This is a genomic window from Pikeienuella piscinae (genome assembly GCF_011044155.1).
Taxonomy (GTDB): domain Bacteria; phylum Pseudomonadota; class Alphaproteobacteria; order Rhodobacterales; family Rhodobacteraceae; genus Pikeienuella; species Pikeienuella piscinae.
In genome coordinates this window covers 587,772-614,682 of record NZ_CP049056.1, presented here as the reverse complement: position 1 = coordinate 614,682, position 26,911 = coordinate 587,772, and the positions used below count along the sequence as shown (strand labels likewise).

25 protein-coding genes are annotated in these 26,911 nt (G+C 64.7%); 17 read left to right on the top strand and 8 right to left on the bottom strand.

Features of this window, described 5'->3' with window-relative positions; all coding sequences use genetic code 11:
• Window positions 1-10: 10 nt before the first annotated feature.
• Genes G5B40_RS02870 through G5B40_RS02860 form a run of 3 tightly spaced genes read right to left on the bottom strand, consistent with a single transcriptional unit; the run spans window position 11 to window position 2,096 of the window.
• Complete coding sequence (locus G5B40_RS02870; RefSeq protein WP_165094742.1) at window positions 11-496, bottom strand: CinA family protein; 486 nt, start codon at window positions 494-496, stop codon at window positions 11-13.
• The gene (locus G5B40_RS02865) at window positions 496-954 is read right to left on the bottom strand and encodes a phosphatidylglycerophosphatase A (protein WP_165094739.1); all 459 of its coding nucleotides are present in this window, start codon (window positions 952-954) and stop codon (window positions 496-498) included. Before G5B40_RS02865 ends, G5B40_RS02870 begins: the two co-directional genes overlap by 1 nt.
• Window positions 951-2,096, bottom strand: coding sequence for a bifunctional 2-C-methyl-D-erythritol 4-phosphate cytidylyltransferase/2-C-methyl-D-erythritol 2,4-cyclodiphosphate synthase (locus G5B40_RS02860; RefSeq protein WP_165094736.1), 1,146 nt, complete (start codon window positions 2,094-2,096; stop codon window positions 951-953). The genes G5B40_RS02865 and G5B40_RS02860 overlap by 4 nt, the downstream gene beginning before the upstream one ends.
• Window positions 2,097-2,249: 153 nt before the next feature.
• Between G5B40_RS02860 and dusB the strand changes: the two genes are divergently transcribed.
• The 9 genes from dusB to hflX all read left to right on the top strand — a co-directional run bounded on the left by dusB (window position 2,250) and on the right by hflX (window position 14,081).
• Window positions 2,250-3,254: a tRNA dihydrouridine synthase DusB gene (gene dusB / locus G5B40_RS02855; RefSeq protein WP_165103183.1), complete on the top strand. Its 1,005-nt coding sequence runs from the start codon at window positions 2,250-2,252 to the stop codon at window positions 3,252-3,254.
• Window positions 3,251-4,336: a two-component system sensor histidine kinase NtrB gene (locus G5B40_RS02850; RefSeq protein WP_165094733.1), complete on the top strand. Its 1,086-nt coding sequence runs from the start codon at window positions 3,251-3,253 to the stop codon at window positions 4,334-4,336. The genes dusB and G5B40_RS02850 overlap by 4 nt, the downstream gene beginning before the upstream one ends.
• A gap of 1 nt (window position 4,337) precedes the next feature.
• The gene (ntrC, locus tag G5B40_RS02845) at window positions 4,338-5,792 is read left to right on the top strand and encodes a nitrogen regulation protein NR(I) (RefSeq protein ID WP_165094731.1); all 1,455 of its coding nucleotides are present in this window, start codon (window positions 4,338-4,340) and stop codon (window positions 5,790-5,792) included.
• Window positions 5,793-5,835: 43 nt separating this feature from the next.
• Complete coding sequence (locus tag G5B40_RS02840; RefSeq protein ID WP_165094728.1) at window positions 5,836-8,046, top strand: sensor histidine kinase NtrY-like; 2,211 nt, start codon at window positions 5,836-5,838, stop codon at window positions 8,044-8,046.
• On the top strand, window positions 8,043-9,467 hold the full coding sequence (gene ntrX / locus G5B40_RS02835) for a nitrogen assimilation response regulator NtrX (protein ID WP_165094725.1): 1,425 nt from the start codon (window positions 8,043-8,045) through the stop codon (window positions 9,465-9,467). The genes G5B40_RS02840 and ntrX overlap by 4 nt, the downstream gene beginning before the upstream one ends.
• A gap of 48 nt (window positions 9,468-9,515) precedes the next feature.
• A complete protein-coding gene (gene trkA, locus G5B40_RS02830) occupies window positions 9,516-10,892 on the top strand; it encodes a Trk system potassium transporter TrkA (RefSeq protein ID WP_165094722.1) in 1,377 nt (458 codons plus the stop codon).
• Entirely contained in the window at window positions 10,893-12,422 is a 1,530-nt protein-coding gene (locus G5B40_RS02825; protein ID WP_165094719.1) for a TrkH family potassium uptake protein, read from the top strand.
• Window positions 12,423-12,550: 128 nt separating this feature from the next.
• Complete coding sequence (hfq, locus tag G5B40_RS02820; protein ID WP_165094717.1) at window positions 12,551-12,790, top strand: RNA chaperone Hfq; 240 nt, start codon at window positions 12,551-12,553, stop codon at window positions 12,788-12,790.
• Window positions 12,768-14,081, top strand: a complete 1,314-nt coding sequence (hflX, locus tag G5B40_RS02815; RefSeq protein WP_165094714.1) for a GTPase HflX — start codon at window positions 12,768-12,770, stop codon at window positions 14,079-14,081. The genes hfq and hflX overlap by 23 nt, the downstream gene beginning before the upstream one ends.
• Before the next feature lie 130 nt (window positions 14,082-14,211).
• Here the strand turns inward: hflX and G5B40_RS02810 are convergent, their stop codons facing one another.
• Window positions 14,212-15,489: an NAD(P)/FAD-dependent oxidoreductase gene (locus G5B40_RS02810; protein WP_165094711.1), complete on the bottom strand. Its 1,278-nt coding sequence runs from the start codon at window positions 15,487-15,489 to the stop codon at window positions 14,212-14,214.
• A gap of 85 nt (window positions 15,490-15,574) precedes the next feature.
• On the opposite strand from G5B40_RS02810, the gene G5B40_RS02805 reads away from it, so the two are divergent.
• The 3 genes from G5B40_RS02805 to G5B40_RS02795 all read left to right on the top strand — a co-directional run bounded on the left by G5B40_RS02805 (window position 15,575) and on the right by G5B40_RS02795 (window position 17,710).
• A complete protein-coding gene (locus G5B40_RS02805) occupies window positions 15,575-17,044 on the top strand; it encodes a pyridoxal phosphate-dependent decarboxylase family protein (RefSeq protein WP_165094709.1) in 1,470 nt (489 codons plus the stop codon).
• A 76-nt stretch (window positions 17,045-17,120) separates the two neighbouring features.
• Window positions 17,121-17,393, top strand: a complete 273-nt coding sequence (locus G5B40_RS02800; protein WP_165094707.1) for a YrhK family protein — start codon at window positions 17,121-17,123, stop codon at window positions 17,391-17,393.
• Between the two features lie 134 nt (window positions 17,394-17,527).
• On the top strand, window positions 17,528-17,710 hold the full coding sequence (locus G5B40_RS02795; protein ID WP_165094705.1) for a hypothetical protein: 183 nt from the start codon (window positions 17,528-17,530) through the stop codon (window positions 17,708-17,710).
• Window positions 17,711-17,971: 261 nt separating this feature from the next.
• Here G5B40_RS02795 and G5B40_RS02790 read toward each other — a convergent pair whose 3' ends face one another.
• The 3 genes from G5B40_RS02790 to G5B40_RS02780 all read right to left on the bottom strand — a co-directional run bounded on the left by G5B40_RS02790 (window position 17,972) and on the right by G5B40_RS02780 (window position 20,519).
• A complete protein-coding gene (locus G5B40_RS02790; protein WP_165094703.1) occupies window positions 17,972-18,241 on the bottom strand; it encodes a DksA/TraR family C4-type zinc finger protein in 270 nt (89 codons plus the stop codon).
• Between the two features lie 89 nt (window positions 18,242-18,330).
• Window positions 18,331-19,476 carry a patatin-like phospholipase family protein gene (locus G5B40_RS02785; protein WP_211907403.1) on the bottom strand — a complete coding sequence of 382 codons (1,146 nt, stop codon included), beginning with the start codon at window positions 19,474-19,476 and terminating at the stop codon, window positions 18,331-18,333.
• 95 nt (window positions 19,477-19,571) lie between these two features.
• Window positions 19,572-20,519 (bottom strand): LysR family transcriptional regulator, encoded by a 948-nt coding sequence (locus tag G5B40_RS02780; RefSeq protein ID WP_165094701.1) that lies wholly within the window; start codon window positions 20,517-20,519, stop codon window positions 19,572-19,574.
• 109 nt (window positions 20,520-20,628) lie between these two features.
• Here G5B40_RS02780 and G5B40_RS02775 point away from each other — a divergent pair, with 109 nt between their 5' ends.
• From G5B40_RS02775 to G5B40_RS02755, 5 genes are read left to right on the top strand one after another with little or no spacing between them, the layout of a single operon-like run.
• Window positions 20,629-21,819, top strand: coding sequence for a CaiB/BaiF CoA transferase family protein (locus G5B40_RS02775; RefSeq protein ID WP_165094699.1), 1,191 nt, complete (start codon window positions 20,629-20,631; stop codon window positions 21,817-21,819).
• Window positions 21,816-22,754, top strand: coding sequence for a beta/alpha barrel domain-containing protein (locus G5B40_RS02770; RefSeq protein ID WP_165094697.1), 939 nt, complete (start codon window positions 21,816-21,818; stop codon window positions 22,752-22,754). The genes G5B40_RS02775 and G5B40_RS02770 overlap by 4 nt, the downstream gene beginning before the upstream one ends.
• 40 nt (window positions 22,755-22,794) lie before the next feature.
• Window positions 22,795-23,775, top strand: coding sequence for a TRAP transporter substrate-binding protein DctP (gene dctP, locus G5B40_RS02765; RefSeq protein WP_165094695.1), 981 nt, complete (start codon window positions 22,795-22,797; stop codon window positions 23,773-23,775).
• Between the two features lie 11 nt (window positions 23,776-23,786).
• Window positions 23,787-24,317: a TRAP transporter small permease gene (locus G5B40_RS02760; RefSeq protein ID WP_165094693.1), complete on the top strand. Its 531-nt coding sequence runs from the start codon at window positions 23,787-23,789 to the stop codon at window positions 24,315-24,317.
• The gene (locus G5B40_RS02755) at window positions 24,314-25,597 is read left to right on the top strand and encodes a TRAP transporter large permease (RefSeq protein WP_165094691.1); all 1,284 of its coding nucleotides are present in this window, start codon (window positions 24,314-24,316) and stop codon (window positions 25,595-25,597) included. Before G5B40_RS02760 ends, G5B40_RS02755 begins: the two co-directional genes overlap by 4 nt.
• 22 nt (window positions 25,598-25,619) lie before the next feature.
• Here the strand turns inward: G5B40_RS02755 and G5B40_RS02750 are convergent, their stop codons facing one another.
• A complete protein-coding gene (locus tag G5B40_RS02750) occupies window positions 25,620-26,828 on the bottom strand; it encodes an MFS transporter (protein ID WP_165094689.1) in 1,209 nt (402 codons plus the stop codon).
• Between the last annotated feature and the right edge of the window lie 83 nt (window positions 26,829-26,911).

Sequence of the window (26,911 nt, the reverse complement as noted above, 5' to 3'; positions counted from 1 at the left end):
TATTGGTATATTATGAGCACTTGTTTATTTGAATAATAAGCGATAGCGCCTCGCGCACCGAGGCGGCGCGCACTTCATGTCTGCCAATGGCGCCATATTCGATCCGCCGCGCCTCCGAAGCGCCGTCACGACTCACGGCGTGAAAGCAGACGAGCCCCTCCGGTTTGGACTCGGACCCGCCCGGCCCCGCGATCCCGGTGATCGAAACAACGATATCGGCGCGCGAGCGCGCGAGTCCGCCCGCCGCCATCGCCGCCGCGACCTCGGGCGAGACGGCGCCGTGCGCCTTGATGAGTTCGGGCGGCACGCCGACCAGTTCGCTCTTTGCGGCGTTGGAATAGGTGACGAAGCCGCGGTCAACTACGTCGGAGGAGCCGGGAATCGCCGTGAGCGCAGCGGCGACTAGTCCGCCGGTGCAACTTTCTACGGTCGCCGCCATCCGGCCTTTCGCCTTCAGCGCGGTGAGGACTGCGCAAGCCTCCGTTTCGAACTCCATCAGAATATCCACCCATGAGAAACCGCGGCGGCCACGAGGATCAGAATCGCGGCGAATGCGCCTGCGGCGAGATCGTCCCAGAGCGGTCCGCGTCTAGCGAGCCGCCTGACCGGGCCGAAGAAGATCGTGAACGCCTGGCAGATGAGAAAGCCGGCGAGCCAGCCGGGCCAGGGGAAAATCGCCGGCGGGGCGCCTAACACCCAGAGCCCTCCCGAGAGCGGCCAGAGCGCAAGCCATTGTCCGATCATGCGATCAGCGATCATCGGCGTCTCGGCGCGCGGCGCGGCCCACAGCACCTTCAACGCGCCGACGACGGTCGCAGCGACCAACAACGGAAACCCGCCCAGCCAATGCAGACCCCAGGCGAGCGGAAGCGCGAGAAGGGCCGCGAATACCCCGGCGTGCTCGCCAAGGCGGTATAGTCCAAGCACGCCGGCGATAAGATTAGAGATCTTCATGGCAGCGCAACCGTCGCCAGCGCCGTCGCCGCGATTCCCTCCTCGCGCCCGACGAATCCCAACCCTTCCGAGGTCGTCGCTTTCACGCTGATCCGGCCGGCTTCGACAGCCATGATGCGCGAAAGCGAAGCGGTCATCGCGGCGGCGTGCGGGCCGATTTTCGGCCGCTCGCAAACGATCGTGATATCGGCGTTGACCAGCCGTCCGCCGCGCGCCCGAACGCGCGCCATCGCCTTTTCGAGAAAGATGGATGAGGCGGCGCCCTTCCACTCCGGTTCCGATGGCGGGAACCAGCGGCCGATATCCCCTTCGGCGATGGCCCCGAAGATCGCGTCGGTCAAGGCGTGCATCGCGACGTCTGCGTCGGAATGGCCTTTCAGCGCCCGGTCATGCGGAAGCGCGACGCCGCAGAGAGTAACGGCTGTCCCGTCGGTGAAGGCGTGAACGTCATAACCCTGACCGATCCTGATTTCTTCCATGCCTACCTGTCTTTCCGCACGTTCGAAGTCCCGCATCGTGGTGATCTTGAAGTTCTCGGCCGCACTTTCCACAAGCGCGACCGAAAGGCCGGCGGCGCGGGCGATCTCGGCATCGTCGGCGGCCCTGTGGTCGGTGTTGGCGCGATGCGCCGCGAGAATCTCGCCGAAGCGGAATCCCTGCGGCGTCTGCGCCCGCCAGACGCCTTCGCGCGCGACCGGCGCGCCGCATAGCCCGCGTTCGGATCGGCGGAGCGCATCGACAACCGGCACCGCGGCGATCGCGCCGTCATGAAGCGAAAGCGCATCGATCACGTCGCCGATGACGTGCGACGAGACGAACGGGCGCGCGGCGTCGTGGATCAGCACCAGGTCGGGTGGATCGAGCGCAAGCGCCTCCAGCCCCGCACGGACTGACAGCGCGCGCTCCGCCCCGCCGCGCACAGGCGGCGAAAGCCGCGGATCGTCTGGCGCGACGGCCCTGTAGAGTTCCGCATCCTCGGGGTGAATGCAGGTAAGCACGTGGTGGATTCGGCCAGAATCCAGCAGCGCCCGGATTGTGCGCGCCAGAAGAGGAACGCCGCCGATTTCGCGATATTGTTTCGGGACGCCAGGGCCGGAGCGGGAGCCGCGCCCGGCGGCGACGATCAGGGCGGCGATCTGCATTCCGGCGGGCTCCTTGGCGTCTGCGGGGAAGTTATGTGATTTACAGCATGGAATAAATTGAAAACAGAGCGTCGGTCGCGCCCTCGCGCGCTTGGTTGCGCGAAGCAGCGCGCGGCGATAGGTTCTCCAAGGTTTGCATATTTCGTGGGCGCCATGTCTCTCTCCATCGGCAGAATTGTGCTTAGGAATCGAGCGATTCTGGCGCCGATGGCGGGAATCACCGATCTTCCGTTTCGTCGGCTCGCCGCCCGGTTCAACGCCGGACTGACGATCTCCGAGATGGTGGCGAGCGGCGAGCTGTTGACGCGCGGAGCGGGCGCGAAGGCGCGGGCGGAGATCGACGTCGCGTCTGGCGCCGCGGCGGTGCAGATCGCCGGGCGGGACGGCGCTCCGATGGCCGAGGCCGCCCGCATCGCGGAGAGCGCCGGCGCCGTTCTGATCGATATCAATATGGGCTGCCCGGCGAAGAAGGTCACTTCAGGCTGGTCGGGCGCCGCGCTGATGCGCGAGCCTGACCACGCGCTTCGCCTGATCGAGGCGGTGGTCGAGGCGGTGAAGGTTCCGGTCACGCTGAAGATGCGCCTCGGTTGGGACGATGACGCGCTCAACGCGCCCGAACTCGCGCGTCGGGCGGAGATGGCGGGCGTGGCGATGATCACTGTCCATGCCCGCACCCGCGCTCAATTCTACAGGGGAAGCGCGGACTGGTCGGCGGTGGCGGCCACGCGTGCCGTCGTCGATGTTCCGCTCGTCGTCAACGGCGATATTGTCGATGAAGCGAGCGCACGCCGCGCTCTTCTTCTTTCGGGCGCCGATGCGGTGATGATCGGCCGTGGCGCCCAGGGCGCGCCCTGGACGCCGGGGGAGATCGGCGCGGCGCTCGACGACAGCGCGGCATCTCCGGCCCGGCCGTGCGGCGCCGCGCTGATGGAACTCATGCTCGAACACTACGAAGCGATGCTGAGCTTTTATGGCGCGGATCTGGGCGTTCGGGTCGCCAGAAAGCACCTCACGTGGTGGCTGGCGCGGCTGCCCGGCGGCGCGCCGCTGCGCGCCCGGCTGATGCGGATGACGAACCCCGCCGAGGTGATCGCCGCGATCAGAGAGGGCGCCGCCGAAGCGACCGCCTCGCCGGCGCCGGAGCGCCGGGCGGCGTGACTGCGCCCGATCAACTCTGGGGGCTTCTGCCGTTGCCTGCGCTTACGATCGACCGCAACGATCGGATCGGTGCGGTGAATAGCGCCGCCGAGAGCTTTCTGGACATCGCCGAGGCGCAGCTTTGCGGGCGAGAGATCGGCGAGGTCTTCGGGGCCGGCACCCGGCTCGTCGAGCTGGTGGGAAGAGCGCGCCGCCCGGCGAGTTCGACCTCAGACCACAATGTGGAGTTCACGTGGCCGGGCAGGGCGCCCGAGCAGATCGATCTTCTCGCCACAGCGTCCGATGAGGGCGGCGACGTTTTGCTGATTTTCCAGCGCCGGTCCTTTGCGGAGCAGATCGACCGCAGCCTGACGCATCGCCACGCCGCCCGGTCGATAACCGGAATGGCGGCGATGCTGGCGCATGAGATCAGGAATCCGCTGGCCGGGATATCGGGCGCCGCGCAGCTTCTGGAGATGAGCGCCTCCGACGACGACCGGCAGCTTACGCAGCTGATCCGCGAAGAGACGCAGCGCATCGCTGACCTGATCACCCGGGTCGAGGCGTTTGGCGACACCGCCCCCCCGGTCCGTGTGCCCGTCAACATCCATGACGTTCTGGATCGCGCGAAGCTTTCCGCGGAAACGGGGTTCGCCAAGCATGTTCGGTTTCATCAGGATTACGATCCCTCGCTCCCCGAGGTGCCGGGCGACCATGATCAGTTGATCCAGGTGATGCTTAATCTTCTGAAGAATGCGGCTGAGGCGACGCCGCCGGTCGGCGGCGCGATTACGCTTCGAACATCCTATCGGCCCGGCGTCGCCATGGCCGGGCCGCGCGGAAGTCGCGTCAGTCTGCCGCTTCTGGTTCAGGTCTCCGATAACGGCTCCGGCATTCCCGATGAGATGCAGCGCGAGATTTTCGAACCCTTTGTGACGTCGAAGGCGCAGGGCGGCGGCCTCGGGCTGTCACTGGTCTCGAAGATTGTTTCCGACCATGGCGGCGCGATCGACTGTGTTTCGCGACCGGGCTGGACCTCGTTCCGCCTTCGGCTGCCGATCTGGCGAGATGCGCCCTCCAACGCCGGCCCGGGAGAGACATGAGATGACGACCGGAACGATTCTCCTGGCCGATGACGATCGCTCGATCCGCATGGTGTTGAGCCAGGCGCTGACCAGGATCGGCTGCCGCGTGCGCGCGACGGGTTCCACCTCCACGCTATGGCGCTGGGTCGAGGGCGGCGAAGGCGATCTCATCGTCACCGATGTGATTATGCCGGACGGCGATGCGTTGGATTTGCTGCCGGCGATCCGAAGAAAACGCCCGGACCTGCCGGTGATCGTGATGAGTGCGCAAAACACGGTGATGACCGCCATCCGTGCGGCGGAGGCCGGAGCCTACGAGTACCTCCCAAAACCATTTGATCTCAAGGAAGTGCTTAGCAATGTAAAGAAAGCGCTTGATGGTCGCGCGCCGGAGGGGCGGGCCGAACCCGCCGCGCCCCGCACCCGCGACGAGAGCCTGCCGATCATCGGCCGCTCCCCTGCGATGCAGGATGTCTATCGGATCATGGCGCGGCTCATGAACACCGATCTGTCGGTGATGATCACCGGCGAGAGCGGCACCGGAAAGGAGCTTGTCGCGCGCGCCCTCCATGATTTCGGCAGGCGCAAGACCCGCCCGTTCGTCGCGGTCAATATGGCGGCCATCCCGCGCGAGCTGATCGAATCCGAGCTTTTCGGTCATGAGCGCGGTTCGTTCACCGGGGCGACCGGGCGCGGCGTCGGCAAGTTCGAACAGGCGCAGGGCGGAACGCTCTTTCTGGATGAGATCGGCGACATGCCGCATGATGCGCAGACCCGGCTGCTGAGAGTGCTGCAGGAGGGCGAATATACAACCGTCGGCGGCCGAAAGCCGATCCGCAGCGATGTGCGGATCGTCGCCGCCACCCATCAAGACCTGCGCGGACTGATCCACGAAGGCCGGTTTCGCGAAGACCTTTTCTACCGGCTGAACGTCGTGCCTCTACGGTTGCCTCCGCTTCGCCAGCGCGTGGAGGACATTCCCGATCTCGCGCGCGCCTTTCTTCGCCGCGCCGAGGAGGAAGGGCTGCCGAGGAAGGGGATCAGCCAAAAAGCGCTCGACGTGCTTTCGAGGCAAGGGTGGCCGGGAAATGTCAGGGAGCTAGAGAACCTGATCAAGCGGCTCGCCGCGCTTTCGGCCGACGACCTGATCGACGCTGAGATGGTGGAGGACGAGCTGGCCGCACGCCCTTCGTCGGCGGAGGAGCCGCAGCCGATGATGGGTGAAAGCCTCGGCGCCGCCGTCGAGTATCATCTTGGCCGCTATTTTGCGCTTCACGGCGATGCGCCGCCCCCGCCCGGCCTCTACGACCGTGTTCTCAAGGAGGTCGAGTTGCCGTTGATCGCGCTGACGCTGATGGCGACGCGCGGCAATCAGTTGCGGGCGGCCGATGTGCTGGGCATCAACCGCAATACGCTGCGCAAGAAGATCCGCGAGCTTGACATCCCCATCACGCGCGGCAAGAAACTGATGTAACCCTGCAACAGTTTTGAGGTCAGCAAGTGCGGAAATGACAGGCTTGGCGGTCCTTTCCCCATCCCGCCTCGCCGCCGCGCTGCCTGGCGGGCCGGCCAATAGCGGCGCGATTCTCGTGCTCATGTTGTTCGGGGGCGCGCTGGTCGGCACGACGACGGTGATCATGAACCGCGACGGCGTGACGCCCGACGCGGTGAACACCATCCTCATCGCCGACCTGGCCTATATCGTACTGCTTCTGGCGATGATCGGGCGTCGGGTCTGGCTTCTGGTCCGGGCGCGGCGCCTGCATTCGGCGGGTGCTCGCCTGCATCTACGGCTGACCGGAATCTTCGCCATTGTCGCGCTGGCGCCGACGGTGATCATCGCCGCGTTCGCGACGCTTTCGATCAATGTCGGGATCGAGACGTGGTTTTCCGGGCAGGTCGGCTCGGTGGTCCGCAATTCGCTGATCACAGCGCAGGCCTATGCGGACGAGCATCGCCGTTCGATCGAACGCGAGGTCCTGAATATGGCGAATGACATGAACCGCGCCGCCGCGCTCGGCATTTCCGACACCGCGCTCGCCGAACTCCTGCGCCGTCAGCAGGCGCTTCGCCGTTTCCCCGAGGCCTACCTGATCGACGGCGCGCGCAACATCCTGCATCGGGGCGATTTCAGTTACACCTTCACCTACGACCCGCCATCGGAGGTGGAGATCGCGGATGCGAGACTGGGCCGGGTCGTGGTGGTCGAGGACCAGTTGAACAACGAGCTGCGCGCGCTGGTTTATCTCAACAATTATATAGACACGTTTCTCTACGTAAGTCGGCAAGTGGATGGAAACGTGCTTCTCCTCCTCGATGAAACGGCTGAGACGGTAGCGCTCTACAACAAGACGGAGGCGGCGCGCGGGCGGCTCCTGTCAGTTTTCGCGCTGGTCTATCTCGGCTTCGCGCTTCTGGTCATCACCACCGCTGCGTGGCTCGGGCTGTGGTTGGCTGAGCGGCTTTCGCGCCCCATCGGCGTGCTGGCTGCCGCCGCCGAAAGAGTTGGCGAGGGTGATCTCGACATCAAGGTGCCGGAAGAGAATTCACATGACGAGGTGGCGCTGCTATCGCGCGTCTTCAATCGCATGACCGCGCAAGTGAAAGGCCAGCGCGACGCCCTGATCGATGCGCATCGGGAAAGCGAGCATCGGCGCAACTTCATCGAAACCGTTCTTAGCGGCGTGTCCGCCGGGGTGATCGGCCTCGACACCAACGGTGGGATCGAGATGATGAACGCCGCGGCGCGTAGGATGTTACAGGTCGACGCGGAAGACCCGAAGCGGCTTCCGGAACAGATGGAGCGGATATTTCGGACCGCGCAGCGCTCGATGACCGGAGCGGCTCAGGGTCAGGTGACGATCACCACCGGCGACGCGCTCCGCGAGTTTCTGGTCCGCGTCGCGGCGCGCTCGATGGATCATCCTGAACAGGGTTATGTGATGACGCTGGATGACCTCACCGCGCTTGTGTCCGCGCAGCGCGAAGCGGCGTGGGGCGATGTCGCGCGGCGGATCGCGCACGAGATTAAGAACCCCCTGACGCCGATACAGCTCTCCGCCGAACGGTTGCGACGCAAGTTCGGCCCGCTCGCCGGCGACGAGCGCGCGAACTTCGATCAGTATGCCGATGTGATCATCCGCCAGGCCGGCGATATCAGACGCATGGTGGACGAGTTTTCGAAATTCGCCCGGATGCCGAATCCCGAAACCAAGCCGGAGGATATTTCGGCGCTGGTGCGGGGCGCGATACTGCTGCAAAGTTCGGCGCGCCCGGATATCGCTTTCGAGTCGCACGGCGCGGATCAACCGCGTGTGCTGCGTTGCGACTCGAGCCTGATCTCGCAGGCGCTGACCAATGTGCTGAAGAACGCGCAGGAGGCGGTGGATCAGCGCATCGAGCAGGAGCCTGCGATGGCGGGCGAAGGGCGAATTCGAACGACGATTACGGATGACGGGAACACGCTTTCCATCGCGGTGGAGGATACGGGCGTCGGTCTTCCCAAAACCGATCGCGCGCAACTGACCGAACCATACGTGACCACGCGAGAGAAAGGCACCGGGCTCGGGCTCGCCATCGTGAAGAAGATCGCAGAGCAGCATGGCGGCGCGCTCCGGCTGGAGAACGCCCATTGGGATGACCCGGAGATAGGGGGTGCGCGCATCACCCTAGTTCTGCCACTTCAGGGGCGCACAATGAACTCAACGGAAAAGAACGGGACGGCATGAGCGATATTCTTATCGTCGATGATGAAGCGGACATCCGTGATCTCATCGGAGATATCCTGCGCGACGAGGAACACGACACGCGAGAGGCGAAGGACGCCGATGGCGCGCTTGCGGCGGTGGATGAAGCGCCGCCCGATCTGATCATTCTCGACATCTGGCTACAGGGCAGCCGAATGGACGGAATCGAAATCCTGAAGGCGGTCAAGCGGGATAACCCGGATGTTCCGGTCGTCATCATATCGGGACACGGGAATATCGAGATCGCCGTGGCGGCGATCAAACAGGGCGCCTACGATTTTATCGAGAAACCGTTCAATACGGACCAGTTGCTTGTCGTCGTCCATCGCGCGCTGGAGGCGAATCGTCTGCGTCGGGAAAACGCCGCGCTGAAGGCGCAGGAGGCCCGCGAGCATCGGATGATCGGCGAAGGGCACGCGATGACCGCGCTTCGCGGCCAGCTCGACCGCGTCGCCCGCGCCGCCAGCCGCGTCGTGCTGACCGGACCGCCGGGCGCAGGTAAGGAAGTGGCCGCGCGCTATATTCACGCGAACTCGGGCCGGGCGAACGCGCCGTTCGTGGTTTCCAACGCCGCAGCGATGGAGCCGCACCTGATGGAGGAGGTGCTCTTCGGACGCAGTCGCGATGACGGACGCATCGAGAAAGGACTCTTCGACCGCGCGCATGGCGGCACGCTCTTTTTCGACGAGGTCGCGGAGATGCCGCTTGGCACGCAGGCGAAGATCCTCAGAATCCTGGTTGATCAATCTTTCTCCCGCCCGGGCGGGGGCGAGATGGTGCGGGTCGATGTGCGGCTGATTTCGGGCACGACCCGCGACCTGAAAGCGGAGATCGCCGAAGGGCGGTTCCGTGAAGATCTTTATCACCGGCTGAATGTGGTGCCGATCAGCGTGCCGCCGCTGGATGCGCGGCGCGAGGACATTCCGCTTCTGGCGCAACATTTCGTGGACGCGATCTCCGCCCAGCAGGGACTCATGCGCAGAAACTTCACCCCGTCCGCGACCGCGACGCTGCAGACGCTGAAATGGCCGGGCAATGTCCGCCAGCTACGAAATCTGATCGAGCGGCTGATGATTCTCGGCGGCGAAGGCGAAGATATTTCGGCGGACGAGCTTACGTCGGATCGGGGCAGGGGGGACGCCGGCGCGGCCGAGAGCGGGTTGCGCGCGTCGCAGATCAGCCTGCCGCTCCGCGAGGCGCGCGAATTGTTCGAACGCGATTATCTCGTCGCCCAGATCAATCGCTTCGGTGGCAATATCTCGAAAACCGCGAGCTTCGTCGGCATGGAGCGGTCGGCGCTGCACAGGAAGCTCAAATCGCTCAACATCACCACCGCCTCGCTCGGCGGCGCGCGCATCGCCAAGGTCGAAGATGAGGTGGATGACAGAGCGAGGCCGGATTGACCGGATTCCCCGAGCGGCCCATAGTCGCTCGCCAATGGGGGGCGACCCATGAAGATCATTGTTTGCGGAGCGGGTCAGGTCGGAGGCCAGATCGCGTTACGGCTCTCGCAGGAGGGTCATTCGGTCACCGTCATCGACCTTGATCCCGATCTCATCCAGCGGATGACGGACCGGCTGGACGTATCCGGGGTCGTCGGTCATGCGGCGCATCCGGATGTTCAGGAACGGGCCGGCGCCGTCGACGCGGAGATGTTGATCGCCGCGACACAGATCGACGAAGTCAACATGATCGCCTGCCAGGTCGCACATTCGGAATTCAACGTTCCTCAGAAAATCGCGCGGGTCCGCGCAAAGGGCTATCTGGAGAATCGATGGTCGGATCTATTCCGCCGCGATCACATGCCGATCGACGTGATCATTTCGCCGGAAAACGAGGTGGCGAAAGTTGCGGTCAGCAGGTTGAGGAAGCCTGCGGCGTTCGACATGTCGTCCTATTTCGACGGCGCGGTCTCCATCGTGGCGATCACTCTCCCGCCGGATTGCGCGGTGCTGAACACGCCGCTCCGACAACTGACCGAGCTATTCAGCACACTTTCCGCGCAGGTTCTGGCGGTGCGTCGGGAAGGACGGCTGCAGATCGCGGATGCGAACGATCAACTGCTCGCCGGTGATCAGATCCACGTCCTTTCCACCGCCGCCGACCTGGACCGAACGATCGCGATATTCGTCGGGGAGCGCAAAGCGGTGCGCAATGTCGTCCTGATCGGCGCCGGGAATGTCGGGCTCGAAGTCGCCGAGCTGCTGGAGCAAACGGCGCCGGATATCCGCCTGCGGATGATTGAGCGCGATCGCGTGCGGGCGGAATACGCCGCCGACCGGTTGAACGACGCGATCATGCTGAACGGCGACGGGCTTGACGCCGACATATTGGAGGAAGCGCGCGTCGGCGCAGCCGAGGCGGTGATCACGCTGACGGATGACGACCGGGCGAATCTGCTTTCGGCGGCGCTTTGCAAACAGGCCGGGTGTGCGCTGACAATCGCGCTGGTCAAGGATACGGTGCTCGCCAATCTCGCTGAGCGGATCGGCGTCGATATCACCCTGAACCCGCGGGCGACCACTGTCTCAACCATTCTGCGCCACGTCCGGCGCGGCCGGGTGCGGGCGGTGCATGTGATCGGCGAAGGGGAGGCCGAGATTGTCGAGGCGCAAATTCTTTCGACCTCGCCAATCGCCGGAAAGCGCATCCGCGACGCCGGCTTTCCCGACGACTCCGTCGTCGGCGCCGTGCTCAGCGATGGTAAGGTCAAGCTGCCGCATGGCGACCTGACGATCAACGCCGATGACCGCGTGGTTGTTTTCGTTCTTTCAAAGAGGGTCCGTGAGATCGAACAGATGTTCCGCGTCTCGGTCGAATTCTTTTAGATGATCTGGCGGGGCTTTCCGGTATTCGGCCTCGTTCTGCTCGCTATGGCCGCGCTCATGTCGATCCCGGCGATCTATGCCGTCGCGCTCGGGGATTGGCATATCGCCGCCGGTTTCGGTTACAGCATGGCGGTCACAGCCATCGCCGGGTGTCTTCTGGTCGTGGCGATGCGCCGCCGGGCGGAGAACGCGGGCGCGTTTGGGGAGTTCGCGTTGCTTCTCGCGACGCTCGCCATTGCGCCGCTCGCCGCCGCCGCGCCGATCGCGGCCGTCATGCCGTTACTCGGTTATGAGGTCGCCTATTTCGAAATGGTTTCGATGATCACGACGACGGGCGCCACGGTGTTCGACCGGCTGGACGAGGTGCACCGCGCCGTCATTCTCTGGCGCGCGGTGGTCGCCTGGTTTGGCGGATTGGTGGCGCTGGTTATGGCCTACGCCGTACTCGCGCCACGGAACCTCGGCGGGTTCGAAGTTCGCGGCGACAGCGGCCGGACCGGCGCCGTCGGCCGATTGAGCGGCGACCCGGTCTGGGCGGGAGGCAAACCGTCCGAAGCCGCCGGCGGGCGCCTCGCAAGAGCGATTAGCGCCGTGACGCCGGTATATGCGGGCCTGACCAGCGCGCTCGCGGTCATCTTGCTCGCCCTTGGCCATTCGCCGCTCCAGGCGGTGGTGCTCTCCGCCGGCGTTCTCTCGACCAGCGGCGTGAGCGTCGAGCATGGGCCGGCTTCCACCGCTTCCGGCTTCTTCGGGGAGCTGGTGATCGCGGTCTTCCTGGTGCTCGCGGCGACGCGGCACAGCTATGGCGGCCCCGGACGGCGGCCGTTCCGGTTCGATACGCTGCCGCATGATCCGGAGATGCGGTTGCTTTTCGTGATCGTCGTCGGACTGAGCGCCTGGCTCTACCTTCGTCACTGGATCGGCGTTCTGGAACTGGACGAAGGCGGAGCCGCTGCGGGATCGCTCCGGGCGCTCTGGGGCGGATTCTTCACCGTGCTCTCATTCTCGACGACGACGGGCTATCTATCCGCCGATTGGGAATCGGCGCGCCAATGGAGTGGGCTTGATAGCCCGTCACTGATTTTTTTCGGGCTCGCCATCATGGGCGGCGGGATCGCGACGACGGCGGGCGGCGTGAAACTCCTGCGCGCATATGCGCTTTTCAAGCATGGCGCGCGGGAGTTGGAACGCCTCGTCCGACCGTCCTCGATCAGCGGCGCAGGCGCGCGAAAGCGTGGTCTGCGCCGCGAGGGCGCGCAGATCGCCTGGATCTTTGTCATGATGTTTCTCGTCACGCTCGCGGTTGCGATGCTCGTGCTCAGTCTTCTCGGAATGACGTTCGAAAACGCGATGTCCGCCGCCGTCGCGGCGCTGTCGAACACTGGCCCGCTCTTTCCCGCGACGACGGGAGGAAGTTGGCTCACCTCCGTCACGCCGGAGGGCCGGATCGTTCTTGTCGTCGTCATGGTGCTCGGTCGTGTGGAGATTCTGGCGTTGATCGCGATGCTGAACGCGGATAACTGGCGGTGAATTTTGTCTGCGACGTGAATTAACACTGGAAATGCTGCGCCGCAGCGCACACATTCCGGGTGTCCGCACCAGGGACGCCGCAGGTGAGCGCGCGTTCAGAACCAGGCGAAAAAAGAAGGATCCAGATAATGGCCACCGACAGACAGAACCTGCAAGATGCGTTCCTCAACCATGTTCGAAAGAACAAGGTCCCCGTGACAACCTTTCTCGTGAATGGCGTTAAGCTACAGGGTGTCATTACGTGGTTTGACAATTTTTGCGTGCTCTTGCGCCGCGATGGACAGTCGCAGCTTGTTTACAAGCACGCCATCTCGACCGTGATGCCGTCACAGCCGATCACACTCTATGAGGGTGAAGAAACTGGCTGACGCCCCGCGCACACGCGCATTCGTCATCCATCCCGAGCTTCGGACGGGCGGGGCAGGCGGGCGCTCAAGTGAGACACGCCTCGACGAAGCGTTGAGCCTCGCCGAGGCGCTCGATCTCGAAATCGTAGGCTCCGCGACTGCTGTTCTCACGGCGCCGCGGGCCGGATGGCTTTTCGGCTCTGGCAAGGTGAAAGAACTGGGCGCCGCGGTCGGGGCAGCCGACGCCGAACTCGTGGTCGTTAACGGTCCAATCACGCCCAAGCAACAGCAGAACCTAGAAAAGGCATGGAAAGTCAAGCTGATAGATCGAACGGGGCTAATCCTAGAGATTTTCGGTGAACGCGCGCAGACGCGCGAGGGCGCGCTGCAGGTCGAGCTCGCGCACCTCGAATACCAGCGCGGCAGGCTCGTCCGTAGCTGGACCCATCTGGAGCGCCAGCGCGGTGCGCTCGGCTTCGTGGGGGGGCCTGGCGAGACGCAGATCGAGGCCGACCGGCGCGCGCTGGATGAACGCATGGTCAGGATTCGCCGTCAGTTGGAAAAGACGGTCCGCACGCGCGGCCTGCAACGCAGCGCGCGTCAGCGGGTTCCTTTTCCGGTCGTGGCGCTGGTCGGCTATACCAATGCCGGCAAATCGACGTTCTTCAATCGCGTCACCGGCTCCTCGGTCATGGCGCAGGACATGCTCTTTGCGACGCTCGATCCCACGATGCGCAATCTCGACCTGCCGGGCGGACGCAGGGCGATTCTTTCCGACACCGTCGGCTTCATCGCCGATCTACCGACGCAACTGATCGCTGCGTTCCGGGCCACGCTCGAGGAAGTTCTGGAAGCCGATCTCGTCGTCCATGTTCGCGACGCTGCGCATCCGGAGGCGGACGCGCAGGATAAGGACGTCTATGACACGCTGAGCGCGCTTGGGTTCAGCGAAGGGCAGCTTGACGCGATCCTGACGCTGCACAACAAGATCGACCTGATGGCGCCTGACGCGCGTGCGGCACTGATCGAACAATGCGCGCGGCGCGACAGCGAAGCGGCGATCTCTGCGCTGAACGGAGATGGCGTCGAGGACGTCCTGGCGCTCATCGCCGGACGACTTGGCGCGTCGGAAACCGTTCGCGTGTTGCGGTTCGATCCCGAAGCCGGCGAGGCGTTGGCGTGGGCTTACCGCAACTTCGAAATGCGTGGGCGACGGGATCATGACGCCGGGATTGATGTGGAGGTGGCTGCGCCGGACGCCGTGTTTGAACGTCTCGCGCGGCGGTTCAGCAAGGATTTCGTGGCGCTCTAGGCGTTCCTAATATTTATCATAATATTGATTATCGGTCAATGCGGCCATCCAAAGCCGGACACTCCCTAGCCCGGCATTGGACAGGACTCCGCACTCGCGGCGCCATCCCAAACCCGCCACACGCGACGCCTCAGGTCTTCACCACCGCGGCCCGATCTGGCGCAAACGGCGCGAGGTCGACATTCAGTCGCTCGCCGCAGATCAAGCTGGCCAACCAGCGCCCGGTCTTGGGGCCGCCGGTCAACCCCACATGCTGATGACCATAGCCGAGCCAGACATTAATCGCCGCCGGCGCGCGGCCGATCACCGGCAGACTGTCAGTCGTCGCCGGACGGTGGCCCATCCATCGCCGGGTTTCAGAGTATTCGAGATCGGGAAAGAGCGCCCGCGCCTTCTTCTCGACCATCCGGAACGGCGCCTCGCTCGGCGGCGCGTCCAGCCCGCCGAACTCGACCACTCCGGCGCAGCGCAACCGCCCTTCCATCGGCGTCGCAACGAACTTGCCGGAAGCGACCATGACCGGCGCGCGCAGCTCTATCGACGGATCGACGAACTCGACATGATAGCCGCGCTCGGTCTCCAACGGCATCGTGACGCCGAGCCGTTTCGCTATCGGGCCGGACCACGCGCCTGCGGTGAGCGCAACCTCGTCGGCGGCGATCACTCCGGCGTCGGTGACGACGCCCGTCGCGCGGCCCTGTTCGACACGTATGTCCGAAACGGTCGCGGTGAGCGACTGGCCGCCGATATCGACAAGATGCGCGTGTAGCGCGCGGACGTAAGCGCCGGGATCGGAAATCATTCCATGCCCCGGGCAGCGGACGGCGAATCCGAACCGCCCCTTCAGCGCCGGATCGAAGGCGGCGATCGCGGCTGCGTCCATCTCCTCGAATGCGAAGCCGCGCCGGGCGCGGAGCGACCATGAATAACTGTCAGCGTCATGATCAGCGCGCGAGTCATAGCCGTAGAGATAGTCGACGGGTTTCACGAAGCGCGCGGCGTCAGTCCCCGCCGCGAGGCTTATATGTTGATCCACGGTGTCGCCCAATAGCTCCGTCAGGCCGTGCGATATCCGCTCGACCGCCTTTTCGTTCCCATGAGCGAGGTAACGGCGCAGCCAGGGCGCGAGGCGCGGCAGATAGGACCAACGTAGAAAGAGAGGCTTCATCGGATCGAAAAGCATGCCTGGGGCCTTGGCGAGCAATCCGGGAACTGTAACTGGCGCCACCGAGGCCGCCGCGAGAATCCCGGCGTTGCCGTAAGATGTTCCGGTGGCCGGCCCTTCCCTGTCGATCAGCGTGACACGCGCGCCGGCCCGCCGCAGCCAGATCGAAGTCGCCACTCCAACAATCCCGGCCCCCACCACGGCCACATGCGGCCTCGCCGACTGCTCGTCCGTCGCCGCCATCCTCGTCGCCTCTTTCGTCGGATTGCCTTTGCCCAAGCGTCCGTGGAAACTTCGCCAACGTCAACCGATCAGGAGCGCCGACACGATGCGAGAGTTGAAGACCGGGGCGGATCGTGTCGAAACGTCGCTCGATCCGACGGACTGGCCGGAATTCCGCGCGCTGGCGCACAGGATGCTGGACAGCGCGCTGGACCATCTCGAGGGCGCCGCCGACCGACCGGTCTGGCGGCCAACGCCGCAATCCGCACGGGACGCGCTCCGCGCGCCGCCGCCGATGGAACCGGAGGGCGCGGCGCGGGCTGCGGAAGACCTTCTCGCTCATGTGCTCCCCTACCCGACCGGCAACACGCATCCGCGCTTTTTCGGCTGGGTTCACGGAACTGGAACGCCCGGCGGCATCGTCGCGGACATCATGGCGGCGGCGATGAACGCCAATCTCGGCGGGCGCGACCATGCGCCCATCCTTGTCGAGAAACAGGTGATCGAATGGATGCGGCGGATATTCGGCTTTCCCGAAAACGCCAGTGGTCTCATCCTCAGCGGCACCTCGATGGCGACGCTGATCGCCGTGATCGCCGCGCGAAAGGCGAAGGCGCCGCATGACGTGCGGCGCGCGGGCGTCAGGCAGGGCGCCAACCCCATGGTCGGCTACACTTCGTCGGAAGCGCATAGCTGCATCGCGAAAGCCTTCGACCAATGCGGTCTCGGACTCGACGCTCTGCGGCGTGTCCCGGTGCGCGCGGATTTAACGATGGATGTCGGCGCGCTCCGGGCAATGATCGCGGAGGACCGCGCAGCGGGCGCCCTGCCCTTCGCTGTGATCGGCGCCGCAGCGACCGTGAACACAGGCGCAACGGACGACCTCGATGCGCTCGCGGATATCGCAGCCGAGGAGAATCTCTGGTTCCATGTCGATGGAGCTTTTGGCGCCGTCGCGGCGCTATCCGACGAACTCCGGCCACGGCTGAGGGGAATCGAACGCGCGGACAGCATCGCCTTCGATTTCCACAAATGGATGCATGTCCAGTACGACGCCGGCTGCGTTCTGATCCGCGATGGCGAGGCGCATCTTTCGGCCTTCGCGCATGGCGCCGAGTACCTGACCGGCCTTCCGCGCGGCCTTGGCGGCGGCAAGCCCTGGTTTTCCGATTACGGAATAGAACTCTCGCGCGGTTTCCGGGCGCTCAAGGTCTGGTTCGCGCTGAAGGAGCACGGCCTGCGGCGGATCGGCGAGAAGGTGGAGGACAATGTCGCGCAGGCCGCCTATCTGGCCAGGCTGGTCGACGCGCATCAAGATCTGGAACGTCTCGGGCCCGCCCCGCTCAACATCGTGTGCTTTCGCTACGCCCCCGATGGGCTCGCGGGTGATCTCGACGCCATCCAACGCGAGATCGTCATGGACCTGCAGGAGAGCGGCGCCGCCGCGCCTTCGACGACAACGATCCGGGGTCGGGCGGCGATCCGGATCAACATCACCAATCATCGGACGAAGATGGCGGACATGGACGTGCTGGTCGCCGCGGTGCTGGAAATGGGGGCGCGATATCGCGCGTGAGAAGCGAACGTGTTTTTCAAATTGAACCGGTCACGACCCTCGGCCGTGTCGCTGGCAACACTTAAGGGACGAAACAATGGCTCTATTTGACCCCGCGAATCACTTGCGCAGCGAAAAGCATCGAAAAATCTACGCTTACGCTGAACTGGCTTACACATTTGTGGATTTTTCGGCCGCCGCCCTGTTCGTGATTGGAAGCGTCCTCTTTTTCGATGAGTCGACCACCTATGTGGCTACATGGTTGTTCGTAATCGGTTCCATGCTTTTCGGTATGCGCCCGACCATCAAGCTGGCGCGTGAAGTCGCCTATATGCGGGCTGGCGATTTCGACGATGTGATTGACGCCTGATCCTGCGAGGTCTTCAGCGCCATTATACCGCCATAGCGCGCGCAAGAGTATCGAAGACGCCGGGTTCGGACATCTGACTTACGTTGAACCGCATGAAGGCGTCCACCGATGGCCGGCGCCAGCGAGACGGGGCGATGGAGGCGGCTCGAAGCCGGCGAATAAGACGTCCTCCACGATGTCGACGTCATGGTCTCGGCTCTGCCGAGGGGGCGGCGCTGGCGCGCCGGCCGGGCGGCTGGCAGGTGATCTCCTGGGCGCTGATCATGGCGCTGCCGATCATGGGCGGGCTCGCCCGCGCGACATCGCCCGGCGTATGAGCCGGAATAAGCGCAAGCGCCTGGATCGGTTTCGCCTATGTCTCCGTCTTCAGCGTGCTGATCGGTCTTGTTTTCTGGTATCGGGGTTTGGCCCTCGGGGGAATCGCCCGCGCCGGCGATTTGTAACTGCTCCAGCCGTTCTTCGCGTTGGTCCTGGCCAGGCTGCTGTTGGGCGAGCGCATCGCCCCATCCATGATCGCAGTCACCGTTCCGGTCGTCTATTACGTCATCGGCGTGATGCGCTTCGCGTCGCCGTGCGCCTCACTTCAGTTGACTGTCTTTCGAGCCGCGGCGGTTTATTCCGCCCCTCGCGACCGGTCGCGAGTCGCGCTCGCTCTGACATTCAACACAGAGCTTCACGCCTGGGATCGCGCGCCGGCGCGCCTCTGGGATCGGCTCGTCGCACTCCGCGCAGTGGACCAGGCTCTCGCCGATGGGGCCGCGCGCCAGCCGCATCCGGTTCAACTCATCCTCGATCGAAGCCTCTATCTGTTCGTTCACCGCGCCGTCGCGCGCCCAGCCTCCAGCCATGTTTCAACCTCCGCTTTCAGTGCAGGATCGTACTTCGGCGGGCGCGCCAGGGTCAAAGGCCCGTTAGCCGGGCGCCGGCAGCAGCGCGATCATCTCCGAAGGAACTGACGGACCTCATCCCTGCGCGCCATGGTGTCGGCGTAACCGAGATCGATCAGCGCGGTGATGTAGCCGGGTTCGAATAGCAGATAACTGATGAGGCGCCCGTCCTTGCCCCAGGAGCCGATACTGCGCATCAGCAGCCGGATGAAGGCCGGCATCTCATTCGCATACCGCACGGCGAAGTCGCGCAGATCCTGCGAGGGCGAGAGTCTCAGCGTCTCGATTTCGCGTAGCGGTGTCTTCGAACGGGCGTCCTCGCTCAGCAGGGACACCGTGTTGTTGATCCGGGTGAGCCGTTCATGATCGGCGTCCAGATTGTCGTTGAAAAGGATGTCGAGCGCGTGGCCCGCCATCTCCCCGAATGTCGGCGCCGGCGCGTCGGCCGCGCCACCCTCGTCCGGAAGATTGTCGCGGGCGGCGATGACGAACAGCCTGTCGGCCCCGGCGCGGATCGCGGGCGAGAGGGGCGCGGTCAGCCGGAGCGAACCGTCGCCAAAATACTGATCGCTCAACTTGACCGGCGCGAATATGAAAGGCAGCGACGATGACGCTACGAGGTGCCGCGCGCCTATTTCCGCCCGCACGCCCCGGCGCCGGGCGCGCCGCCATTCTTCTATCTCGCCGTGACCGGTAAAAAACGTCACCGCCCGTCCAGTGGAAAAGCTTGCGGCGGTGATGCAAAGCGCATGAAGCGTGCCGGCCCTGATCGCCCGCTCGAGCTGCCGTCGATCGAATTCACGTTCGAGGAGCCGCGCGAGGGGCGCGTTGTCCAGCAGCGCGCTCGGGGCGCCGTTCCGGCTGAACATCAGCGCCCAGAACCATTTGAACGCAGTCGCGAGGATCGTCGGGGCGCTGGTCACATATACCGCGTCGGATTTCAGTGAGCGCCATAACGCTTCAAGGCGCCGCGTGCCCCACTGAAAATTGCTCGACGCCGCCGCAAGAGGCGCGGCGTTGATCGCGCCCACCGAAGCGCCGCAGACGATCTGAAAGGGCGATCTCCGCCTGCCGGTGATCTCCGCGACCGCCTTGAGCGCGCCGACCTGATACGCGCCACGCGCCCCGCCGCCCTGCAGGACCAGCCCGATCTTTCCCGGCCTTTCCGACACTGCTCCGCGCGACCCGTGGTCCACTCTGTTCTCCGGCTCATCCAGCGTAGAAATTCAGCACGATTTCAAGCGCCTTGTCCAATCTTACAACCGGATGAGCATGCACGGACCGCAGGCTCCTAATACGGACCTGAGTGGGGATCGATCACGCTGCGCGCCTCCCACGCGCCGCTTTCGACGGCGTCCAGCGAGAGACGGATGCAGAGTCGGCGCACTGTCTCCAGCGCGAATGTGGCGGGCTGGTCGGCGATCTCACAGATACAGAGCGCGCGGCGTAGCTCCGGCTCGACGATCGGACGAGCAGCGAGCGCGCCGCCATCGAGATATTCCTGCATGAAGAGCCGGGCGCCCACCGCGCAGCCGAGACCCTGAACGAGCGAGCCGGCGATGCCGGACACGGAGTTCATCTCGAATCGGGCGCGCCTTTCCAATCTCTTCAGCAGCGCGCCGTCATCGACGATCGCGCGCGCGGAGAGGCCTTGGCGCAAGATGATGAGCGGGAGTTTCAAGATATCGTCGAACCGGATCGGCAGGTCAGGCTCGCCGATCATGTCTGGCCGCCCGACGAGGACCATCCGTTCCTCCAGAACCGGCTGAACCCGCAACCGCGGGTCCGCCGGGGGGTTGAAGACGACCGCGATATCGATCTCGGACGATAGAAGATGAAGAAGGGTGGAGCCTGACAGGCTCTCGGTCAAGGTCAGGCGCAGCTTCGGATGTTCGGCGAGCACACGGCGCATCAATGGGACGCCGATCGCCTTCATCGCGGAATACGCCATGCCCACGGAAATTTCGCCCGCCACCTCCCGGCCCGCATCGCGAAGATCCGCCTCCGCCGCTGCGGTGGCGCGGAGGATGGCGCGGGCGTGGCTGTAAAGGCGTTCGCCGGCGGCGGTCGGCCGGACGCCCCTCGGCTCACGCGCGAAGAGCTTCACGCCGAGTTCCGCCTCGAGGTTGGCGAGATGCCTGCTCAAGGCTGAGACGGCGACGCGTTCACGAGTCGCGGCGTGAGCGAGCGCGCCCTCTTCATAGATCGCGGCGAAATACCAGAGTTGCCTGTTGTCCATGCTTTCTCGATATCAGAACGAACTATTGCTTACTTTATAATTTTCCGATGTCCCGGCCCGCGCTAGGGTGCGCACCCGCATGAAGACGCGGAGTTGACGGAGACGCAGGATGGACACCGGGTTTCGGCCGCTCGACGGCGTCAGCGTCATCGAGATGACGCATATGATCATGGGCCCGTCCTGCGGTCAGTTTCTCGCGTTTCTCGGCGCCGACGTGATCAAGATCGAGCCGCCGGAGGGCGACAAGACCCGGGCCTTGACCGGCATGGGTCGCGGGTTCTTCCCCACGTTCAATCGCGGCAAACGATCCGTCACGCTCGATCTCAAAGCGCCGGAAGGACGCGCCGCGCTCGACAGGCTGCTGACCGGCGCCGATGTTTTCGTCGAGAACTTCCGCGATGTGTCGCTGACGAAAATGGGTTATGCGCCGGACGCGTTGCGCGCGAAACATCCCCGGCTGATCGTCGCATCGTGCAAGGGTTTCCTGCACGGCCCCTACGAAAACCGCACCGCGATGGACGAGGTGGTGCAGATGATGACCGGCTTGGCCCATATGACCGGTCCGACCGGGCGGCCACTGCGGATCGGCTCTTCCGCCAACGACATCATGGGCGGGCTCTTCGGCGCCTTCGCCGTGCTCGCGGCGCTGCTTGAGCGCCGGGACACCGGCGAAGGCCGGGCGCTCCGCGTTGGGCTTTTCGAGAATTGCCTGCTGCTCGTCGCGCAGCACATGGTGCAGTTCGACATCGAAGGCCGAGAGGCGCCGCCGATGCCGGAGCGCGAATTCTCCTGGCCAATCTACGATATTTTCGAGACGAAGGAGGGTCGGCAGATTTTCCTCGGTGCGGTCACCGAAGGGCAATGGGCGGTGCTCTGCCGGATTCTCGGGCTCAACGCGTTGCTGGATGATCCGGAACTGCAATCCCGGATGGATCAGATCAACCAGCGTGACCGCACCGTGCCGATCTTTGCGGCGACCGTCCGCACCCGCGGGTTTGACGAACTTTGCGAGGCGTGCGAGGCGGCTGGCATTCCCTTCGCGCCGATCCGCCGGCCGGCGGAGATGTATGACGACCCGCACGTGTTGAGGCCCGGCGGTTTGAGCCAGTCCAACCTGCCCGAGGGCGGGACGTTCCGCGCGCCGGTTCTGCCCTTCGAGGTCGACGGAGGAAACCCGGCGCCCGCCGCGCTCGACGTTCCCGGCGCCGGCGCCGACACCGACGCGATCCTGAAGGCCCTCGGCCTGTCCCCGACGGAGATTGCCGCGGCCTCGGGCCGCGCGAAGGAGGCTGCATCGTGAAGCGCGTTGCGGAAATATACCCGTCCGACCGGGTGACGCTTCGCGAAGTCGGTCTACGTGACGGTTTGCAACTCGTTCAGGACTTTCCGTCGACGGAAGCGAAGATCGAATGGCTGCGGCGGGAGACGGAGGCCGGGGTCCGACATTTCGAGCTCGGCTCCTTCCTGCCGGTCAGCCGGATGCCTCAATTCGCCGATCTCGGCGACCTGATCGAGACCACGGAGCGGCTTGGCCTCCATTCCGCCGCGTTGGCGCTCAACGAGCGCGGCGTCGAGAACGCCGTCGCGTCGGTCGTTGCGGAGATCGGCTGCGTCGTCTCGGCGACCGAAGAACACAGTCAGGCGAATATGCGCCGCTCCCGCGCGGATGCGATCGCACTGGTCGGGCGCGCCGCCGCACTGGCGAAGGCGACGCCCCGGCGGCCGCTGGTCAACGCGGGCCTCTCCATGGCGTTCGGCTGTTCGATCGCCGGCGAGGTTGATCCAGACGAAGTTCTCCGCCTCATCGATGCATGCATCGAGGCCGGGGCCGATGTCGTCGGCGTCGCCGACACGGTGGGTTTCACCGGGCCCAAACAGGTCGGTGGGCTGACCGCTCGCGCGACGAAACTCTGCGGGGAGACGCCGCTCGTCGTCCATCTTCACGACACGCGCGGCATGGGGGTCGCCAACGCCGCAGCAGCGCTGGACAACGGCTGCCGCGTGCTGGACGGCTCGCTCGGAGGGCTTGGCGGCTGCCCTTTCGCGCCCGGCGCCTCCGGCAATGTCGTCTACGAGGATCTGGTCTTTCTCGCCGAGACGATGGGCTTCAGGACCGGCGTCGATCTCGACGCGCTGAAAGCCGCGCGCGCTGTCGCCGAGGGGGCGATGCCGGGCGAAAGCTTTCACGGCGCGCTCGCGAAAGCTGGACCACCCTTGACCGAATGGCGGCTTTGACCGTCTTAGTCTGCGCAACGAAAACCTGAGGAGGAAACACATGAAGACCCTGAAAATCGCGCTGGCGGCATCTGCGCTCGCCGTCGTGGCCGCGCCCGCCGGCGCGGTCGAGACAATGCGCTGCTCGCACCAGCTTCCGCCCGCGCATCACATCGCCAAGGTCGTGGATCGCTGGGCGGCCGCGGTTGAGGAATATTCCGATGGCGAGATCGACGTTCAGGTGTTCGGCGCCGACAGCCTCGTGGGCGCGCGCGAGAACATCGTGGCCGTCGCCAAGGGCGACATCGAATGCGCCTTCTCGCTGAACTTCCAGTGGGGCAAGACGCTGCCGATCATGAACGTCACGATCGCCCCCTACGCCTTCGCGGATCTCGACATCTGGCGGCACTGGCATGAATCGGAGGCTGCGGCCTATCTTGAGGAGAAGCTTCTCGAGAAGGGTGTGAAGAACGTCGTCTGGATGTTCCAGACCAATACCTCGGTTTTTACCTCGAATGGTGATTTTCTGCTCGCCCCCGATGACTTCAAGGGGGTGAAGATCCGGGGACTGGTGCCCTCCTTCGACGCCGGCCTCGCCGCGCTCGGCGCGACGACAGTCACGATGCCAGGCTCCGAAGTCTATCAAGCGCTCGCCACCGGCGTGGTCGACGCCGGAATCACCGATGTGGCGGCGGCGGTGAGCCGGAAATACTTCGAGGTGCAGGATCACTTCGTGGTGACGCCGGTGCTCTCCGCCTATCTCCACGGCTATCTCAATCCAGCCTTTTATGACGGGCTTTCCGACAATGCGAAGGCCGCGCTGGAAAAGGCGAAGGCCGACGCCGGCGTCTGGGCCGTAGAGGCCTCGATCGAAGCTGCCGCCGCGGCTCCGGATGAGCTTCGCGCCAAGGGCGTCGAGGTGCATATCGCGACGGATGCGGAGAACGCCGCGCTCGAAGCGGTGATGCGTCCGGCCTTCGACGAAGCGTTCGGCGACAGTGAGGAGGCCGCAAAGCTCATTGAGCTTGTCGGCAAACTTTAAGCCGACCTCCAATGGCGCAGCATAACAAGCGGGAGGCGGCTGCGGCCGCCTCCTTTCTCTCGCGCCGGATCGTCGCGCCGCTGACATGGCTCGGCGGCGCGATCAGCACGCTGCTGATCCTCGGCGCATTCGGTCTGATCGTCGCCGCGGTCGTGCGCCGCTATGTATTTTCCGCTCCGATCCGCTTCACCGACGAGGTGGCCGGATGGGCGCTGGTCGCCGCGATCATGTTCGGCGCGGCCGAGGCGTATCGCCAGGGCGATCACATCAGCATCGACCTCGTAACCGCCCGTCTGCCGGACAAAGCGCGGCGCGCAATGGGCGTATTCTCCGATCTCTCCGTGCTCGCCTTTGCGATCGCAATTGGCCGAAGCGCGTGGGACGCCGTCACCTTCGCGCGCGGCTTCGGGATGTACACCACCGGTCACATCGTAATGGAGACTTGGATCCTGCAGACTCCGCTCATCGCCGGCGCAACGCTGCTCGGCCTCGCCGCGATGACGAAACTGGCGGAGAGGTTCACGGGACGGCGCGCGCCATGACGATGACGCTGGTTTTCGGCGGGCTTATCCTCCTCCTGCTCACCGGAATGCCGATCTTCGCCGCTCTCGGGCTCGCAGCGACGGCGATCCTGCTGATCTTCGAAGGCGGGATCGGCTCCGTCGCCGACACGATCTTCGCACATCTCAACAAGTCGATCCTGATGGCGATCCCGCTTTTCGTCTTCATGGCCCAGGTGATGATGCGCGCGAAAGTGATCGACGATCTTTATGACATGGCGCATACGGTGGTCGGCCATATCCGTGGCGGTCTCGGGGTTGCGACCGTCCTTTCGTGCACCATCTTCGCCGCCATATCCGGCTCCTCCGTCGCCACGGCGCTTTCCATCGGGTCGAGCGCGATCCCGCAGATGAAGCGTTTCGGCTACCCCGAGCGCGGCGCGCTCGGCGTCATCGCGGCGGGCGGGACGCTCGGCATACTCATCCCGCCTTCGGGGCCGATGATTCTCTATGCGATCGTCTCCGAGGTCTCGATCGGCGCGCTCTTTCTTGCCGGAATCGCGCCCGGCCTGCTCATGGCGCTGATCTTCTCGATTTATTGCCTGGCCGATGCGCGGCGAAACCGGTTGACCGAAACGCCCGACTGGGCCGGATGGCGGAAGGTCGCGACGGCTTTCCGGCGCTCCTTCTGGGCGGTGATGGCGCCGCCGGTCGTGATGGGCGGAATCTATCTCGGCGTATTCACGGCGACCGAGGCGGCGGCGGCGGGTTCGCTCTACGCGCTTCTGGTGGCGACGCTGGTCTACCGCAATTTCGGACTGCGCGATCTCTGGATATGCGCCTGGTCGTCGATGCGGACGTCGATGATGGTATTCATGATCATCGCCGCCGCCGCGATGTTCGGTCATGCGATCACGATCATCCGCCTGCCCTACGGAGTGACGGAGGCGGTCGCGGCGATGGGGCTTGGCCCCTTCTCTTTCATCCTCATCGTGATGGCGATGATCTTCGTCATGGGAATGTTCTTCGAGTCGATCTCGATCATCCTGATCACGACGCCGATCCTGTTGCCGACGATGATCGCGCTGGACATCGACCTGGTCTGGTACGGGGTGCTGCTGATGATCAACCTCGAACTCGCGATGATCACGCCGCCGGTCGGGATGAACCTGTTCGTCATCAAGGGCATCACGGATGCGCCGCTGTCGGAGGTCGTGCGCGGCGCTGCGCCCTATGTCATCCTGATGGTCGGCGGTCTGGCGTTGCTTCTGGCGGCGCCGGGGCTGGCGACGTGGCTTCCTCGAAGCGCCGGGTTCGGGTGAGGTCGACGCCTGCTCGACGCCCTCACCCGGGTAATTCGCCGCGCTTGGGCAACAGGACGGTCAGCAGGCCCAGGATCGGCAGGAACGCGCAGAGCCTGAAAACGGTTTCAATGCCGATCTGGTCCGCCAGCAGCCCCAATACCGCCGCCGCGATGCCGCCAATGCCGAAAGCCACGCCGAAGAACAGCCCCGCCACCATGCCGACGCGCCCCGGCATCAGTTCCTGTCCATAGACGATGATCGCCGGAAACGCCGAGGCTAGCGTCGCGCCGATGATGACGCTGAGCACACCGGTCCAGAAATAATCGACATAGGGCAGCAGCATGGTGAACGGAAGAACGCCGAGGATCGAGACCCAGATCACCGTGCGTCGACCGATCCGGTCGCCGATCGGCCCGCCGACCATCGTGCCGAAAGCGACGGAGGCGAGAAACAGAAAGAGCATCTTCTGCGCGCTCTGGGTGCCCATGTCGAACCGTTCGATCAGGAAGAACATGTAGTAACTGCTCATGGCCGCCATGTAGACGTATTTCGAGAAGATCAGCGCCACGAGCACGCCGATCGCCACCCTGACGCGTTTGCGCGGCAGGGCCGACGTGGCCGCGGGCGCCGGGCGCAGGGCTGCGGCCACGCGTTCGCGCGCATGCCAGCGGCTGACCCAGATCAGGATCAGCAAGCCGGTCAGCGCCATCAGCGCGAACCACCCGACGGCGCCGCGTCCAAACGGCAGCACGATGAAAGCCGCCAGCAATGGCCCGGACGCCGATCCGATGTTGCCGCCAACCTGAAAGATCGACTGGGCCATTCCGTAGCGTCCACCAGCGGCGGCCCGCGCGACTCGCGACGCCTCGGGGTGAAAGATCGCCGAGCCGAAACCGATCAGCGCCGCGCCGCAGATCAACAACCCGTAGCGCGGCGCCGCCGCCAGCAAGGCGAGCCCGCACATCGTCGCCGCCATCCCCACCGGCAGCGACCACGGCATCGGCTTGCGGTCGATGACAAGGCCAACCAGAGGTTGCAACAGCGACGCTGTGAATTGAAAGCAAAGCGTCAGAAGACCGATATGCCAGAAGTCGAGCGAGAATTCCGCCTTCAGCATCGGATAGATCGCAGCCAGTAGCGACTGCATCACATCATTCACCAGATGGCAGATGCTGATCGCCAGCAAAATCGAAAACGTGGCTCCGGTTGCGGTGGCGTTGCGCGTTGAAGCCAGGGCGGCGTCGGTCATCGTATTCTCCTCACGCCGATCGATATCCGAATTGCCCGCGTCGATCTTTCGTGGTTCAGTCAATCACTTTCGAGATCGGGCCA

Bases quoted from the DNA above. Each gene is read 5' to 3' on its own strand.
- G5B40_RS02870 (WP_165094742.1), bottom strand. From the start codon at position 496: ATGGAGTTCGAAACGGAGGCTTGCGCAGTCCTCACCGCGCTGAAGGCG.
- G5B40_RS02865 (WP_165094739.1), bottom strand. From the start codon at position 954: ATGAAGATCTCTAATCTTATCGCCGGCGTGCTTGGACTATACCGCCTT.
- G5B40_RS02860 (WP_165094736.1), bottom strand. From the start codon at position 2,096: ATGCAGATCGCCGCCCTGATCGTCGCCGCCGGGCGCGGCTCCCGCTCC.
- dusB (WP_165103183.1), top strand. From the start codon at position 2,250: ATGTCTCTCTCCATCGGCAGAATTGTGCTTAGGAATCGAGCGATTCTG.
- ntrC (WP_165094731.1), top strand. From the start codon at position 4,338: ATGACGACCGGAACGATTCTCCTGGCCGATGACGATCGCTCGATCCGC.
- ntrX (WP_165094725.1), top strand. From the start codon at position 8,043: ATGAGCGATATTCTTATCGTCGATGATGAAGCGGACATCCGTGATCTC.
- trkA (WP_165094722.1), top strand. From the start codon at position 9,516: ATGAAGATCATTGTTTGCGGAGCGGGTCAGGTCGGAGGCCAGATCGCG.
- G5B40_RS02825 (WP_165094719.1), top strand. From the start codon at position 10,893: ATGATCTGGCGGGGCTTTCCGGTATTCGGCCTCGTTCTGCTCGCTATG.
- hfq (WP_165094717.1), top strand. From the start codon at position 12,551: ATGGCCACCGACAGACAGAACCTGCAAGATGCGTTCCTCAACCATGTT.
- hflX (WP_165094714.1), top strand. From the start codon at position 12,768: ATGAGGGTGAAGAAACTGGCTGACGCCCCGCGCACACGCGCATTCGTC.
- G5B40_RS02810 (WP_165094711.1), bottom strand. From the start codon at position 15,489: ATGGCGGCGACGGACGAGCAGTCGGCGAGGCCGCATGTGGCCGTGGTG.
- G5B40_RS02805 (WP_165094709.1), top strand. From the start codon at position 15,575: ATGCGAGAGTTGAAGACCGGGGCGGATCGTGTCGAAACGTCGCTCGAT.
- G5B40_RS02800 (WP_165094707.1), top strand. From the start codon at position 17,121: ATGGCTCTATTTGACCCCGCGAATCACTTGCGCAGCGAAAAGCATCGA.
- G5B40_RS02795 (WP_165094705.1), top strand. From the start codon at position 17,528: ATGGAGGCGGCTCGAAGCCGGCGAATAAGACGTCCTCCACGATGTCGA.
- G5B40_RS02790 (WP_165094703.1), bottom strand. From the start codon at position 18,241: ATGGCTGGAGGCTGGGCGCGCGACGGCGCGGTGAACGAACAGATAGAG.
- G5B40_RS02780 (WP_165094701.1), bottom strand. From the start codon at position 20,519: ATGGACAACAGGCAACTCTGGTATTTCGCCGCGATCTATGAAGAGGGC.
- G5B40_RS02775 (WP_165094699.1), top strand. From the start codon at position 20,629: ATGGACACCGGGTTTCGGCCGCTCGACGGCGTCAGCGTCATCGAGATG.
- dctP (WP_165094695.1), top strand. From the start codon at position 22,795: ATGAAGACCCTGAAAATCGCGCTGGCGGCATCTGCGCTCGCCGTCGTG.
- G5B40_RS02760 (WP_165094693.1), top strand. From the start codon at position 23,787: ATGGCGCAGCATAACAAGCGGGAGGCGGCTGCGGCCGCCTCCTTTCTC.
- G5B40_RS02755 (WP_165094691.1), top strand. From the start codon at position 24,314: ATGACGATGACGCTGGTTTTCGGCGGGCTTATCCTCCTCCTGCTCACC.
- G5B40_RS02750 (WP_165094689.1), bottom strand. From the start codon at position 26,828: ATGACCGACGCCGCCCTGGCTTCAACGCGCAACGCCACCGCAACCGGA.